This window comes from Streptomyces sp. NPDC034111 (genome assembly GCF_055575375.1).
This window is the reverse complement of the sequence record NZ_JBVIST010000004.1, coordinates 87749-102908: the sequence shown is the minus strand read 5'-3', so window position 1 is coordinate 102908 and position 15160 is coordinate 87749. Positions and strand designations below refer to the sequence as shown.

At 68.8% G+C, this 15160-nt stretch carries 11 protein-coding genes and 1 tRNA gene; 7 read left to right on the top strand and 5 right to left on the bottom strand.

Features of this window, described 5'->3' with window-relative positions; translation table 11 throughout:
- The first annotated feature begins 2 nt into the window (after nucleotides 1-2).
- The 4 genes from ACZ55A_RS12555 to ACZ55A_RS12540 all read left to right on the top strand — a co-directional run bounded on the left by ACZ55A_RS12555 (nucleotide 3) and on the right by ACZ55A_RS12540 (nucleotide 4904).
- Nucleotides 3-563 carry a DUF501 domain-containing protein gene (locus ACZ55A_RS12555; protein WP_468839123.1) on the top strand — a complete coding sequence of 187 codons (561 nt, stop codon included), beginning with the start codon at nucleotides 3-5 and terminating at the stop codon, nucleotides 561-563.
- Nucleotides 560-1564: a Ppx/GppA phosphatase family protein gene (locus ACZ55A_RS12550; protein ID WP_468838155.1), complete on the top strand. Its 1005-nt coding sequence runs from the start codon at nucleotides 560-562 to the stop codon at nucleotides 1562-1564. The genes ACZ55A_RS12555 and ACZ55A_RS12550 overlap by 4 nt, the downstream gene beginning before the upstream one ends.
- Before the next feature lie 435 nt (nucleotides 1565-1999).
- Complete coding sequence (locus ACZ55A_RS12545) at nucleotides 2000-3388, top strand: NAD(P)/FAD-dependent oxidoreductase (RefSeq protein ID WP_468838153.1); 1389 nt, start codon at nucleotides 2000-2002, stop codon at nucleotides 3386-3388.
- A 199-nt stretch (nucleotides 3389-3587) separates the two neighbouring features.
- A complete protein-coding gene (locus ACZ55A_RS12540) occupies nucleotides 3588-4904 on the top strand; it encodes a class I SAM-dependent methyltransferase (protein ID WP_468838150.1) in 1317 nt (438 codons plus the stop codon).
- A 46-nt stretch (nucleotides 4905-4950) separates the two neighbouring features.
- Here the strand turns inward: ACZ55A_RS12540 and ACZ55A_RS12535 are convergent, their stop codons facing one another.
- Nucleotides 4951-7485: an ABC transporter permease gene (locus ACZ55A_RS12535; protein WP_468838148.1), complete on the bottom strand. Its 2535-nt coding sequence runs from the start codon at nucleotides 7483-7485 to the stop codon at nucleotides 4951-4953.
- Nucleotides 7486-7536: 51 nt separating this feature from the next.
- Nucleotides 7537-8319: an ABC transporter ATP-binding protein gene (locus ACZ55A_RS12530; protein WP_468838145.1), complete on the bottom strand. Its 783-nt coding sequence runs from the start codon at nucleotides 8317-8319 to the stop codon at nucleotides 7537-7539.
- Between the two features lie 477 nt (nucleotides 8320-8796).
- On the opposite strand from ACZ55A_RS12530, the gene ACZ55A_RS12525 reads away from it, so the two are divergent.
- Nucleotides 8797-8878: transfer RNA gene (locus ACZ55A_RS12525), tRNA-Leu, on the top strand.
- A 103-nt stretch (nucleotides 8879-8981) separates the two neighbouring features.
- Here the strand turns inward: ACZ55A_RS12525 and ACZ55A_RS12520 are convergent.
- On the bottom strand, nucleotides 8982-10151 hold the full coding sequence (locus ACZ55A_RS12520) for a glycosyltransferase (protein ID WP_468838142.1): 1170 nt from the start codon (nucleotides 10149-10151) through the stop codon (nucleotides 8982-8984).
- Complete coding sequence (locus ACZ55A_RS12515) at nucleotides 10151-12997, bottom strand: bifunctional glycosyltransferase/CDP-glycerol:glycerophosphate glycerophosphotransferase (protein ID WP_468838140.1); 2847 nt, start codon at nucleotides 12995-12997, stop codon at nucleotides 10151-10153. Before ACZ55A_RS12515 ends, ACZ55A_RS12520 begins: the two co-directional genes overlap by 1 nt.
- A 458-nt stretch (nucleotides 12998-13455) precedes the next feature.
- Between ACZ55A_RS12515 and ACZ55A_RS12510 the strand changes: the two genes are divergently transcribed.
- Nucleotides 13456-14343, top strand: coding sequence for a Bax inhibitor-1/YccA family membrane protein (locus ACZ55A_RS12510; RefSeq protein WP_468838138.1), 888 nt, complete (start codon nucleotides 13456-13458; stop codon nucleotides 14341-14343).
- Nucleotides 14344-14476: 133 nt separating this feature from the next.
- Here ACZ55A_RS12510 and ACZ55A_RS12505 read toward each other — a convergent pair whose 3' ends face one another.
- Nucleotides 14477-14704: a DUF4287 domain-containing protein gene (locus tag ACZ55A_RS12505; protein WP_006605171.1), complete on the bottom strand. Its 228-nt coding sequence runs from the start codon at nucleotides 14702-14704 to the stop codon at nucleotides 14477-14479.
- Between the two features lie 98 nt (nucleotides 14705-14802).
- On the opposite strand from ACZ55A_RS12505, the gene ACZ55A_RS12500 reads away from it, so the two are divergent.
- The gene (locus tag ACZ55A_RS12500; RefSeq protein WP_468838136.1) at nucleotides 14803-15150 is read left to right on the top strand and encodes a hypothetical protein; all 348 of its coding nucleotides are present in this window, start codon (nucleotides 14803-14805) and stop codon (nucleotides 15148-15150) included.
- Nucleotides 15151-15160 lie beyond the last annotated feature (10 nt).

Below are 15160 nucleotides of genomic sequence, written 5' to 3'. Positions count from 1 at the left end.
ACATGGAAACCCCTCCGCCCCAGACCGAGCCCACCGAGCCCACCGCCGCGGACATCGCCGCCTTCAAGGAGCAACTGGGCCGCCCGCCGCGCGGGCTGCGCGCCATCGCGCACCGCTGCCCCTGCGGCCAGCCCGATGTCGTCGAGACGGCGCCGCGCCTGGAGGACGGCACGCCCTTCCCCACGCTCTACTACCTCACCTGCCCGCGCGCGGCCTCCGCGATCGGCACGCTGGAGGCCAACGGCGTGATGAAGGAGATGACCGAGCGGCTGGCGACCGACCCGGAGCTGGCCGCCGCCTACCGCGCGGCCCACGAGGACTACATCCGGCGGCGGGACGCCATCGAGGTGCTGGAAGGCTTCCCGAGCGCGGGCGGCATGCCCGACCGGGTCAAGTGCCTGCATGTGCTCGTCGGCCACTCGCTGGCGGCCGGACCGGGCGTCAACCCGCTCGGGGACGAGGCGCTCGCGATGCTGCCGGAGTGGTGGAAGAAGGGGCCGTGCGTCAGCCCGTGCGGTGCGACCGGTGAGCACACCGGGAACGACGAGGGAGAGTCCGAGTGAAGCGCGTCGCCGCCGTCGACTGCGGTACGAACTCCATCCGTCTGCTGGTCGCGGACGTTGACCCCGGGACCGGTGAGCTGAAGGAGCTCGACCGCCGGATGCAGATCGTCCGGCTGGGCCAGGACGTGGACCGCACCGGGCGGCTGGCGCCCGGTGCACTGGAGCGCACCTTCGCGGCCTGCCGGGAGTACGCCGCGGTGATCAAGGGCCTGGGTGCCGAGCACGTCCGCTTCGTGGCGACCTCGGCCTCCCGGGACGCGGAGAACCGCGAGGACTTCGTCCGCGGCGTCGTGGACATCCTGGGCGTGGAGCCCGAGGTGATCACCGGTGAACAGGAGGCGGAGTTCTCCTTCACCGGCGCCACCAAGGAACTCACCGGACGCACGGACCTCGCCCAGCCCTTCCTCGTGGTCGACATCGGCGGCGGTTCGACCGAGTTCGTGCTCGGCGCGGAGTCCGTACGGGCCGCCCGCTCGGTCGACGTCGGCTGTGTACGGATGACCGAGCGGCATCTGGTGCACGGCGGCGAGGCCCACCCGTCTCCCGGCCACCACCCCTCAACGAGTGCTTCGCACACCCCTCTCACCGACCCGCCGGCCCCGGGGCAGATCTCCGCCATAAAGGCCGATGTCGCCGCGGCGCTGGACCGGGTCGAGGAGACCGTCCCGTTGAGCGAGGCCGCCACCCTGGTGGGCCTGGCCGGTTCGGTCACCACCGTCGCCGGTATCGCGCTGGGCCTGGACCACTACGACTCCGAGGCCATCCACCACTCCCGGGTCTCGCTGGCCAAGGTCCGCGAGATCACCGAGCGGCTGCTGTCCTCCACCCACGCCGAGCGCGCCGCCATCCCGGTCATGCACCCGGGCCGGGTCGATGTGATCGGCGCGGGCGCGCTGGTACTGCTGTCGATCATGGAGCGGGCGGGCGCCGAGGAGGTCGTCGTCAGCGAGCACGACATCCTCGACGGCATCGCCTGGCACGCCGCACTCGACCAGGCCTGACCTCCTGGCGCAACGCCCCCTGTCGACCGGGCTTTTGAGCGGGTGGGACACCCGTCTGAGCGGGCTTCAGGGGGCCTGAGGGGGCTCAGCGGAGGGCTTCGGAAAAAAGGTTCGTGAAATCCTTCACATGAAATTCCCTCCCGTTGGGCGAACAATCTGTTCGTCCGACCCTCATTCGAAGGTCCTAGGACCCTTCGACCCGGCGGATGCGCGGGTTCCGGCGTCCTGGCCGCGCACGCCCGGAGGGTGTGGTTGAGCCGTCCGGAGGCCCACAAGCCCTGATCAACGGGGGTCTCCAACGCCTTCCGTAACACGGTGGTTCCGGTTTGGACTATGGCGTCGGTCACGAAGCCGGCGGAGTGTAGCAGATACCCCTGAGGTCCTTGTGAAGGGGCTCACGAGCGACCCCCCATGTGGGGGTGGATACTCGATTGCATGAGCACCACGGAGCGTCCCAGGATCCTCGTAGTAGGCGGTGGGTACGTAGGCCTGTACGCAGCTCGGCGCATCCTCAAGAAGATGCGCTACGGCGAGGCGACCGTCACGGTCGTCGACCCGCGGTCGTACATGACCTATCAGCCCTTCCTCCCCGAAGCCGCCGCCGGCAGCATCTCCCCCCGGCACGTCGTCGTCCCGCTGCGACGCGTCCTGCCGAAGGCGGAGGTCCTCACCGGCCGGGTCACCACCATCGATCAGGACCGCAAGGTCGCCATGATCGCCCCGCTGGTCGGCGAGGCCTACGAGCTGCCCTTCGACTATCTGGTGATCGCGATGGGCGCGGTCTCCCGCACCTTCCCGATCCCCGGCCTGGCCGAGAACGGCATCGGGATGAAGGGCGTGGAAGAGGCCATCGGCCTGCGCAACCACGTCCTGGAGCAGCTGGACAAGGCCGACTCCACGACCGACGAAGAGGTCCGCCGCAAGGCGCTCACCTTCGTCTTCATCGGCGGTGGCTTCGCGGGTGCGGAGACCGTCGGCGAGGTCGAGGACATGGCCCGCGATGCCGCGAAGTACTACAACAACGTCAAGCGCGAGGACATGCGCTTCCTGTTGGTGGACGTGGCCGACAAGATCCTCCCCGAGGTCGGCCCGAAGCTCGGCGCCTACGGCAAGGAGCACCTCGAGAGCCGCGGCGTCGAGATCTACCTCAAGACCGGTATGGACTCCTGCGTCGACGGTCACGTCAAGCTCAACAACGGCCTCGAGGTCGACTCCAACACCATCGTGTGGACCGCGGGCGTCAAGCCCAACCCGGCGCTGGCCCGCTTCGGCCTGCCGCTCGGCCCGCGCGGTCACGTCGACACCGCCGCCACGCTCCAGGTGCAGGGCACCGACTACATCTGGGCCGCGGGCGACAACGCCCAGGTCCCGGACCTGGTCGGCCGTAAGAACGGCAACGAGAACGCCTGGTGCCCGCCGAACGCCCAGCACGCGCTGCGGCAGGCCAAGGTCCTCGGCGACAACGTGGTCTCCGGTATGCGGGGCTTCCCGCAGAAGGAGTACAGCCACGCCAACAAGGGTGCGGTCGCCGGTCTGGGCCTGCACAAGGGCGTCGCGATGATCGTCATGGGCAAGATGAAGATCAAGCTCAAGGGCCGTCTCGCCTGGTACATGCACCGCGCGTACCACGGCATGGCGATGCCGACGTTCAACCGCAAGATCCGGGTCTTCGCCGACTGGACGCTGGCCATGTTCCTCAAGCGCGAGGTCGTCTCGCTCGGCGCCATGGAGAACCCCCGCGAGGAGTTCTACGAGGCGGCCAAGCCGGCCCCCGCTCCGGCCGCGGCCGGCTCCGGCGACAAGCCGAAGGCCAAGGCTTCCTGAATCCCCGGTCGGGTACTCCGACCAGCCCGAAGGGCGTCCGCCATCCGTGGGGCGGGCGCCCTTCGGCGTGTGCGCCGTGGCGCAAAGCGGGCAGTTTGCGGTTCCCTAGCGTGTGAACGGGACTATTTGGGCGCCCCATTGGCGTTTGCGTGGTGGGTGAAACTTCTTTGCCCGACTCGTCAACACGGAGGTGTGCGACATGGCCGACGCCGCTCGACGGCTCACCAAGCTCGCCGAGGAGGTACTGGGAGTCCCGCTCCCGGTGCGCATCCGCGCCTGGGACCGCAGCGAGTCCGGTCCGCCGGGGGCCCCCACACTGGTCATCCGGCATCGCCGGGCGCTGCGCCGGCTGCTGTTCCGGCCCGGCGAACTCGGCCTGGCCCGCGCCTGGGTGGCCGGTGACCTCGACATCGAGGGCGATCTCTACGAAGCGCTCGATCTGCTCGCCGGGCTGATCTGGGAGCGCGGCGGCGACGTCACACCGCAGCGCGCCGCCGTACTGCGCGCGCTGGCCCGCCCGGAGATCCGCAGCGCCGCCCGCGAACTGCTCACGCTGGGCGGCGCCCCCGTACCGCCCGCCCCGCCCGCCGAAGAGGTCAGACGCCGGCGCGGCCCGCTGCACACCCTGCGGCGCGACAAGGAAGCCATCAGCCACCACTACGACCTCGGCAACGACTTCTATGCGCTGGTGCTCGGCCCGTCCATGGTCTACTCCTGCGCCTATTGGGGGACCTCCGAAGGATCCGCGGCCACCCTGGAGGACGCCCAGCGCGACAAGCTCGACCTGATCTGCCGCAAGCTCGGCCTCAAGGAGGGCGTGCGGCTGCTGGACGTGGGCTGCGGCTGGGGCTCGATGGTGCTGCACGCGGCCCGTGAGTACGGCGTACGGGCCGTCGGCATCACCCTCTCCGAGGAGCAGGCCACCTTCGCCCGTAAGCGGATCGCCGAGGCCGGACTCGCCGACCGGGTCGAGATCCGGGTGCAGGACTACCGCGAGATCAAGGACGAGCCGTTCGACGCGATCTCCTCGATCGGGATGGCCGAGCACGTCGGCCGGGAGCGGTACGCGGAGTATGCGAGCGCGCTGTACGACCTGCTGCGGCCCGGCGGGCGGCTGCTGAACCATCAGATCGCGCGGCGGCCGCTGGCCGACGAGGAGACCTACCACGTCGACGATTTCATCGACCGCTATGTCTTCCCGGACGGGGAGCTGGCGCCGGTCGGGCAGACGGTGGGCCAGCTGGAGGACGCCGGGTTCGAGGTGCGGGACGTGGAGGGGATCCGGGAGCACTACGCGCTGACGCTGCGGCAGTGGGTCACCAATCTGGAGACCCACTGGGAGCAGGCGGCGCGGCTGACGTCTCCGGGGCGGGCCCGGGTCTGGCGGCTCTACATGGCGGCCTCGGCGCTGTCGTTCGAGCGGAACCGCATAGGGGTCAACCAGGTGCTGGCAGTCCGGACGCCGGACTCCGGCGCCTCCGGACTGCCGCTGCGGACCCGCACCTGGTCCGCATGACGCGCGGTGTGCCGGGCCCGTCCGGGCCCGGCACATCCGCAACCGGCTACTCGGCCTTGATCGCGGCCAGCATGTTGAGCCTGGCCGCCCGCCGGGCCGGCCAGAGCGCGGCGAGCACGCCGACCAGCGCGGCCAGCCCGAGGAAGATGCCTATCCGCCCCCAGGGCAGCACCAGTTCGTACGTCGGCAGCGAGCCGCTGACCAGCTCACCGGCGGCCCAGCCGAAGAAGACGCCCAGGCCGATGCCGAGCACTCCGCCGAAGAGGGAGATCACCAGCGACTCCAGGCGCACCATGCGCTTGATGCCGCGGCGGTCCAGGCCGATGGCGCGCAGCATGCCGATCTCCTGCGAGCGTTCGAAGACCGACATCGCCAGGGTGTTGATGACACCGAGCACCGCGACGATCACGGCCATCGCCAGCAGCCCGTAGAGCATGTTCAGCATCAGGCTGAACATCTGGGCGATGCCTTCGGAGATGTCCTTCTTGTCGGAGACGGAGATCGCCGGGTTCTTGCCGAGCCCCTTGACCAGCGAGTCCTTGGCGGCCTCGGTGGCGCCGTGCTTGGTCTTCACCATCACCTGGATATCGGTGATCTGCTTCTGGTGCGGTGCCAGGGTGGCGTTGTCCATGATGATGCCGTTGATCATCTGGTTGCCCTGGTAGACGCCCGAGACGGTCAGCGTGCCCTTCTTGCCGTCCGCGAACGTCACCGGGATACGGGAACCGGGCTGCCAGCCGCTCTTCTTCGCGGTGGCGTCGTCCACGATCGTCCGGCCGCCGGACAGGTCGCCGAGTGCGCCCTTGGTGAAGTCGAGCTGGGTGAGCTGCCCGAAGTCCTTGCCGTTGACGCCGGTCAGGCGGGCGGGTTCGGTGCCGATCCGGGCGGAGGAGCTGCGCAGCGGGCTGACGGCGGTGACCTCGTCCAGACCGTCGAGTTTCTTCGCCACGTCCGGGGAGAGCGGGACGTGGCTGGCCATGGAGACGACGTAGTCGGCCGTGAGCGACCCGGTGGCCATCTTGTCGATGCCCTTCTGCACGCTGCCCGCGATCACCGTCAGGCCGGTGATCAGCGTCAGCCCGACCATCAGCGCGGAGGCCGTGGCGGCCGTACGGCGCGGATTGCGCACCGCGTTCTGCCGGGCGAGGGTGCCGGAGATCCCGAAGGCCCGTAGTACGGGCGAGGCCAGCGCGATCAGCGGACGGGACAGCAGCGGCGTCAGGATGAACACGCCTATCAGCAGCAGTACTGCGCCGCCGCCCATCACGGCCTTGCCGTCGGTCATGCCGGTGGCGACCAGCACCCCGGCGGCACCGGCGCCCGCGAACAGCGCGCCGATGGTGTTGCGTACGACGAGCGACTTGGTGGTGGCGGTGGCGTGCACGCTGTTCATCGCGGCGACCGGCGGGATCTTCGCGGCGCGGCGGCCCGGCAGCCAGGCGGCCAGAACGGTGACGACGATGCCGACCAGGAGCGAGACCAGGACGGTGGACGGCGAGACCACCAGAGGGCCGTCGGGGACCGTCGCGCCGGTGCTGCTCATCAGGGCGCGCAGTCCGGCGCCGATCCCGATACCGGCGGCCAGGCCGGTGACCCCGGCGACCGCGCCGACGACGAACGCCTCGATCAGCACCGAGCGGGTCACCTGGCGGCGGCTGGCACCGACCGCGCGCAGCAGCGCCAGCTCCTTGGTGCGCTGGGCGACCAGCATGGTGAAGGTGTTGGCGATGATGAAGACGCCGACGAAGAGCGCGATACCGGCGAAGGCGAGCAGGCCGGTCTTCATACCGTCCATGCTCTTGGCGATCATCTCGGCCTGGTCGTCGGCGAGTTGCTTGCCGGTGGTGGCCTCGGCGGCGTCCTTGGGCAGGACCTTGTCCACCGCGGACTTCAGGGCGTTCTGGGAGGTGCCGGGCGCGGCCTTGACGTCGATCTCGCTGAACTCGCCGGGCGTGGCGAACAGCTTCTGTGCGGTCGGGGTGTCGAACAGCGCGAGGCTGCCGCCGGCCGCGACCGAGCCGTCGTCGGTGGTGAAGATGCCGGTCAGCTTCTGCTCGCGGACCGGTCCGTCGACGGAGAGCCGGACGGTGTCACCGACCTTGTAGCCGGCCTTGTCCGCGGTGTGGGCGTCCAGCGCGAACTCGTGCGGGCCCTTGGGGGCGGCGCCGCTGCGCATCGGGTAGCGGGCGTCGTTGCCGTCCTTGCCGGCGGAGTAGTTGCCGCCGAGGGTGGAGAAGCCGTCGCCGATCAGCTGGCCCTTCTTGTCGGCGATGGCGGTGAAGCCGGAGACGGTGCCGGTGGCGGAGGCGGCGCCGGGCACGCGGGAGGCCCGGTCGAGCAGCTTCTGGTCGAGCTTCGGGGCCGCGCCGGGGGCGCCGGGCTCGCCGTCGGAGCCACGCGGCTGGATGGCGACGTCGACGTTGTCGTAGCCCTTCTGGGAGCTGGCCTGGAAGGCGTCGGAGATGGTCGAGGTGAAGACCAGGGTGCCGGAGACGAAGGCCACGCCGAGCATCACGGCGAGCACGGTCATCAGCAGCCTGGCCTTGTGCGCAAGCACATTGCGCAAGGCGGTACGGAACATGAGTGGGTCAGTCCTGGAGGAGAGGTCCGGAAGGCGGGTGGCTGCTGACGGTCAGCTGGTGCGGCCCTTGGCGTCGAAGCCCTTCATCCGCTCAAGGACCATGTCGGCGGTGGGGTTGGGCATGTCGTCGACGATCCGGCCGTCGGCGAGGAAGACCACCCGGTCCGCGTAGGAGGCGGCGACCGGGTCGTGGGTCACCATCACCACGGTCTGGCCCAGCTCGCGCACGGAGTTGCGCAGAAAGCCCAGCACTTCGGCGCCGGAGCGCGAGTCGAGGTTGCCGGTGGGCTCGTCGGCGAAGATGATCTCGGGCCGGGAGGCGAGCGCGCGGGCGACCGCGACGCGCTGCTGCTGGCCGCCGGAGAGCTGACTGGGGCGGTGCTTGAGGCGGCCGCCCAGCCCGACGGTCTCCACGACGCGGTTCAGCCAGGCGCGGTCCGGCTTACGGCCGGCGATGTCCATGGGCAGGGTGATGTTCTCCAGGGCGTTCAGGGTCGGCAGCAGGTTGAACGCCTGGAAGATGAAGCCGATCTTGTCGCGTCGCAGCTGGGTGAGCTTCTTGTCCTTGAGTCCGGTCAGTTCGACGTCGCCGATCCTGGCGGAGCCGCCGGAGATCCCGTCGAGCCCGGCCATGCAGTGCATCAGGGTCGACTTGCCGGACCCGGAGGGGCCCATGATCGCGGTGAACTGGGCCTGGCGGAAGTCGACGGAGACCGCGTCCAGGGCGACCACCTCGGTCTCGCCCTGTCCATAGACCTTGGTGAGATCCGTGGCGCGGGCGGCCACCGCGGTGGTGCGGTCGGCGGTGGAGACGCCTGAGTGGGTGGTGGTCACGGGAAGGAGCTCCTGTCGGGACGAGGGACCATCGGAGCCGAGGCGCCACCGGGCGGCGCGCCGCGGACGTCAAGCGGACGGTTTCCATCGTGGGTCAGGCGAGGGGCGGGGGACGTCAACCCCTGTGACCGTCCTCGGCTTACCCCTGGGAAGTAGCCGGGCGGTGCCCGGTCATCCCTGGGGAGGAGACGAACCCTGATGCCGCTGCCGCGGACGGAGCATCCGGAGGCTTCCACCCGCAGGGGTGAGGGCCGTGCGGAGGGGGCGTCGAGTTTCCGTCAATTCGGGCACGAAATTGCGCCGTGGCGGGTTCTGGCAAGAGTGGGCTTCAGGCATGTGCCGAAGGCCTGTACCCAGCGCTGATGCACCCTCAGTTGCCAATAAAATAAGACAACCTCGGGATGAGCGGCCGATGTGCGTCGTGCGCTGCGGGCTACGCTCGTGCTGCCCTCTTTGAGGTGGCATGGGGGATCCCAGGCCCGGATGGTGGAATGCAGACACGGCGAGCTTAAACCTCGCTGGCCTACGGGCCGTGCCGGTTCAAGTCCGGCTCCGGGCACTCCCGCGAACGGCGGGTCAAAGACAGGCGACTTGGCTGAAAATTCAACGAGGAGGGCCGCCGGCGAAAGCCGGCGGCCCTCCTCGCTTTGTGCGTTGTCGGATCAGCGTTCGATGAGTGCGAACAAGCTCTCCCATCGGCCGACAATCTCGTCCGTGGAGAACCGCTGGATGTTCTTCCGCGCGGCTTCACCCATCGCGTCCCGAAGGTCCTTGTCGGACATCAGGGTGTCGAGATGCCGGGCGAATTCGGTGATATTGCCCGGGGGAGCGAGGAAACCGTCCTCGCCGTCCGTGATGATCTCGTGGACGCCCGGAGCCACATCGAAGGCCACACAGGGCACCGCGGTCGCCATCGCCTCCATAGGGGCCAGCGGGAAGCCCTCACCGCGCGAACTCAGCGCGAACACCGCGCTCTCCCGCAGCGCCCCGGGGACATCGCTGGTCCGGCCCATCCACTCGACCGACGAGGCCACCCCCAGCTCCGCCGCCAACTTGCGCAACGCCTCCGCCTCTTCGCCGGAACCGTAGATCCGCAGGGTCCACTCCGGATGCTGCGGCGCGACCTTCGCCCAGGCCTCCAGCAGCAGGTCGACGCCCTTCTCCTCGTGGAGCCGGCCGATGCTGACCACGCACTTACGGGACCGGTCCGAGGGGACGTCGGGGAAGAACGGCAGGGGGTTCGGCATGAAGCCGACGTTGTCCATCCGCTGCCGGATCCAGCGGTCGGCGTCCTCGCGGGTGAGCGTCAGCATCCGGTCGACGTCCGCGTAAAACCGCTTGACCCGGCCGAAGCGGGACGACTTGCGGCAGGTCTCGAACGACTCATGGCTCATACCGATCACCGTCAGCCCCGCGGTGTCGGCCAGTGCCACCCACTCCATCGCCCAGACCTGAGTGACGATCACCACTCCGCCCGGCTTCGCCGCCCGGAACAGCGCGCTCATCTTGGCCGCCTGCTCGTGCATCCCGGCCTCCCGGGCGGCCCGGCGGCGCTGCTCGGCGAGGTTGAGCCGGTCCTTCAGACCGCGTGCGGGGCGGACCGACGGCGGGTGTGCGGAGTAGAGGGTGGTGGTACCGAACGGCAGGTCATCGGCGAGTTCCTGGGCCCGCCCCTCGGGCGCCGGCACGATGCCGACGAGGTGCACCCGGTGGCCCCGCTCGCTGAAGAGACGCGCCATCTGGTGCGACCAACTGGTGATGCCGCCCATCTCGTTGACGCTGTTGGAGACGAAGAAGATGTCCCGCGGCTCGGCTGCGTACGACTTGGTCATCAACGGCTCCACTGCGCAAAGAACTGATCGACGATGCTCTGAGCTGCGTCGCCCCGGTCGTATTCACCGAACTTGGCGACAAAATCCTTGCGGCTCTTCGCGTATTCCAGAGCCTGCGACTCGAACGACTTGATCGTCTCGTGGAATTCGTCCTCGGTGCGGACCACCGGGCCCGGCGCATGCTCCAGCAGATCGAAGTACGTGCCACGGCCCTCGTGGACGTATTCGTCGTAGTCGTAGGTGAAGAACACCAGCGGCCGGTCGAGCAGCGCGTAGTCGAACATCACCGACGAATAGTCCGTGATCAGCCCGTCGGCCAGCTCCAGGATCGGTGTCACGTCATGGCGCGCCGATACGTCGATGACCCGGCCCTGCACGGTCGGTGGCAGTACCACGTGATTGAGGTAGTGCGAGCGCACCAGGAGGACGTAGCGGTCGCCGAACTGATCGGCGAAACGCTCCACGTCGAAGGGCAATTCGAAGCGCCCGTGCCGGCCGCCCGCCTTGCGGAAGGTCGGTGCGTAAAGCAGTACGGTCTTGTCCTCGGGAATGCCCAACTCCGCGGCCAGCGGCCCGCGTTCACGCCGGCCCAGCTCCGCTTCCCGCTGCCGGGCGCGCACCAGCGCGTCATTGCGCGGGTACCCCACCCGCAGCAGGGTCTTCTCCTTGAGCCGGAACGCCTTGGCGAGGGTGCGCACATCGTGCTCGGAGCGGCACAGGAAACGGTCGAAGCGGTCCAGTGAACGCTGTTGCTCGGCCTGCTGCTCCCGGGTCTGCGCCTTCAGCGCCGGCTGGTCGAAGCCCATGTTCTTCAGCGCCGAGCCGTGCCAGGTCTGGAGGTAGGTGGTCTCAGGGCGCTTGGTGAGCTTGAGCGGATAGCTCTGGTTGTCCACCCAGAACTCGGCCTGCGCCAGCGCCTTGAGGTACGGCAGCGACCAGCGCTTGACGAGGGTGACGTCCTTGGGGAAGTCCTTCGGCGAGCCGGAGTACGACCAGATCGCCTCGAAGTCCAGGCCCTGACGGCGCATCTCCTCGTAGATCGCGCGCGGGCTGTCGCTGTACTGCTTGCCCAGATGGCTCTCGAAGACCACCGTGCGCTTCTTGACGGGCAGCCGGCAGAACACCTCGTGGTAGGCGCGGAGCTTGTTGTCGCCGGAGGTGACCTTCTTGCGCAGCGCCTTCGCCTTGCGGTAGCCGGTCTTGGCCAGCGTCCCCGGCTTGCCGCGCACCCCGCGGGTGATCAGCTCCTGTACGCGCTCGGCGTTACGTCCCTCGCTGACCAGCCGGAACGCCAGATGTCCCCGGGCCGAGGCATGCGGCTCCAGATGATCGGCGACCATCCGCGTCAGCCGGGGCCGGACCGGCAGCCCGCCGGACAGCGCGGTGTCGGCGACGGTGAGCCGGGTCGTGGTGCGCACCCCGTCCACGTCCAGGCGCAGCCGTACGTCCCAGATGGTGTCGACGATGCCCAGCGGGCGCAGCTTGGCGGTGAGGTCCGCCGCGGCCTCCCAGTGGAGGCTGTCGCCCTCATGGCGCAGCACCCGCACCGGGAAGTGGAAGGACTGGAGGCTGCGCCGCCGGGCGCTGAACTCCAGCTCACCGGTCAGCTTGGCGTCCGCCGGGATGATGCCGAGCGGATTGGTGATCCGTCCGGTCAGCGCGACGGACCGGCCGGAGTCGCGGTAGCCGGTCAGCTGGTTGCGCAGGAACAGCTGGTTGACCGGCTTCTCGTGGTAGCCGATGTCGGTCACGTCCAGCACGCTGCGGCCGAACGCGTCGTCGAGGTGGCCGCCGCACCAGTAGATCCGGCCGTCGTGCTCGGTGAGCGGCGAGGAGACCTTGTCGCGGTTGATGAGGGTGTCGACCGCCGGGATCAGGTTGTCCCAGTCACCCTGCTGGAGCAGATACGCACAGATGGCCTGGATCGGCTGTACGCGCTCGTACGCCTCGGGGGCGATCCCGGCGAGGTACTCCCGGGAGAGTTCGGCGAACTCCCTGCGGTAGGACGCGTCCCGGAACGGCAGGTCCCGCAGATGCAGTACCAGGTCGTGCTTGAGGAATTTGACGTCCTTGGCGAGCCGCATCTCGTCCAGCCCGCGCTCGGCCAGCAATGCGTCGATGCGCCGGTGGATCTCCAGCCGGTGCGCATAGTTCGTCATTTCGTGGCGCCGGTTCGTCACCGATTTCACGGCGGACCGCTCGAACACATGCCAGAAATAGACCTGATTGGGAATCAGTGTGATGCGCTTCGCGGCGAGATAGGCATCGGCGATAAACATCAGGTCCTCGTAGAACATCCCCTTGGGAAAACGGAGATTATGTTCGATGAGGAAGTCGCGGCGATAGCACTTGTTGGTGGAGAGGGTGTCCCACACAAACAGGTCCGGCAATTCGGTGACGGATTCCAGTGTGCGGGTGGTGGAATAAAGCCAGGAATACCACTCGTCCCGCTTCTGATTGCGGGTGTCCTTGTGCAGTCGCACGCACAGGCCGGAAACGATGTCCGAGCCGCTCTCCTCGGCGGCCTCCAGCATGTTCCGGCAGGCATTCAGCTCCAGGACGTCGTCGCTGTCCAGGAACATGACGTAGCGGCCCTGGGTGTGCTGGATGCCGACGTTGCGCGGCTCGCCTCCCGCACCGCTGTTCTCCGGCAGCTGGAAGGCCCGCACCCGCCCGGGGTGCGCGGCCGCGAGTTGCTGTGCGACTTCGAAAGAACGGTCGGTGCTGCAATCGTCGACGATCACCACCTCGACGTCCCGGAGCGATTGATCCAGTACGGACTGGACCGCGGTCGGCAACCGGTCGGCGTCGTTGTAGACGATGACGACTACTGAGACGTCAGGCACAGGGACCTCAACCCTCTTTCGCTGCTGTTTCCCGCCAGAATAGCCCTATCTGTACCCTCGGATTAAACCGATCGCGCCCATAGCACTACGTACGGTGATGCATCTGTGCATCGAGAAGGGGCACTCCGGCGTTCGGATCTTGACCATGCGTCATCTCTGTAGATCCGCCCACCAGGGCAGCTTCCGGCCGGAAGGGAAGACGGCTCCACCGGTGAATCGGTTGCCTGCGGACGCGTGACGGCCACTGCGGCGAATAACGGCGCGGGACCGCCGGCGGGGCCGGGCAGGGCCGCCGCGGCGCCTCCGGGCACGTCCGCGCCCTCCCATACGTCCTCCTCATGGCGGACGCGTCCTCCCGGCTTCGGGGAAAGATCCTGCTCAAGAACTAGCGACGCGCCTTTGCCAAGCCATTACGCTTGCCGTCAAGGCCGCGCAGGGCGGCCATGGAGGAGTGAAGGATGAGGAGCAGCAACCCGGTCTTCTCGCGACGGGGCTTCAGCCGCGACACCGGCTACGCGGGCTTCAACGCACCGCCGCAGGCCGGGGGCCCGACCGCGAACCCGTACGCCGGCACGAACCCCTACGCACAGGGCGGCAACCCCTACGCGCAGGCCCCGACCAACCCGTACGCCCAGGGCCAGCAGCCCGGCACCCAGGCACCGCCGCAGTACGCGCCGCAGACCCGCCCGATGACGATGGACGATGTCGTCGCGCGCACGGGCATGACGCTCGGCACGGTCGTCGCCGGCGCCACGGTCGGCTGGCTGTTCCTGACCCAGAACCTCGGCTTCGCCATCGGCGCGGGACTGGTCGCGATGGTGCTGGGCCTCGTCCAGTCCTTCAAGCGCAAGCCTTCGCCCGCGCTGATCCTGTCGTACGCGGCGCTGGAGGGCCTGTTCCTCGGTGCGCTCAGCGGCTACCTCAACACCCTGCCGAACATGAGCGGCGCCCCGATGCAGGCGGTGCTGGGCACGATGGCGGTGTTCGTGGCGATGCTGGTCGCCTACAAGACGCGGATCGTACGGGTCACCGCCCGCTTCACCCGCTTCGTGATGATCGCGGCCATGGGCTTCATCCTGCTGTCCCTGGTCAACGTGCTGTTCATGGTGTTCGGCGGCGGCGACGGCCTCGGCTTCCGCAGCGGCGGCCTGGGCATCGTCTTCGGCATCGTCGGTGTGGTCCTCGGCGCGCTGTTCCTGGCCCTGGACTTCAAGCAGGTCGAGGACGGCATCGCCTACGGCGCCCCGCGTGAGGAGTCCTGGCTCGCGGCGTTCGGCCTGACCCTCACCCTGGTGTGGATCTACATGGAGATGCTGCGGCTGATCTCGATCCTCCGCGGCGACTGACGCACCCCGGCGCGGGCACCCGCCACGCGCCACGAAGGGCCCGCAGGCACTGCCTGCGGGCCCTTCGCCTTATGTGCCGCGTGAGTGTGTCGCGTGTCCTGAACTGGACAGGCGCTAAGCCCGTCATGGCAGATCAGAACTTCCGCGCAGCGCGCCTGAGGTCGTGTTCATGGACGATTGCCTTGGCGTGCCCGTAGGCGAGGTTGTGCTCGCCGCGGAGCCAGCTGACCTTTTCGTCGAAGCGGAAGAGAGCGGGGCCTTCGTCAACGGTGCGGAGCCAGTCGGAGATTTCCCGGCCGGTGCAGTGCGGGATACGGGAGAGCATGTTCCGGTGGGTCTCTTCGGAGAAGAGCTGAGACATCGGCGCCTCCGGACGCGGTCGATGCTGGTTCTTCAGCACACCGTGCCTCAGGGTTCCGCCGTTGGCAACCACCCGGAAGTGGCGCATAGGCTCACGACGTGCTTGACGTGACCCCTTTGCAGACCGCAGTGGATGCCCTCGCCGACCGCCTCAGAGTGCTGCCGCAGAGCCGGCTCAGCCAGGGCGCGGCGGCCGAAGGGCTCGCCCTGGCACGGGAGTTGGCGGCCCGTGCGCAGCGTATCGAGCGGCCCGGAGAGCCCCCGCGGGAGTTCCCGGACGCCGGGATGTTCGCGGCCGGCGACCAACTCGCGGTGGCCGGACATGACCTCGTCGAGGCGCTGCGGGCAGCGGCCGCCCGCCCGGCGCAGGCTGACGCGAAAGTGGCCCCCGCCGACGAACTGGCGGAGGCCCTGCGATGCGTACGGGCGGCGGCGGAACGCTGCTAGGGGGCGTCCG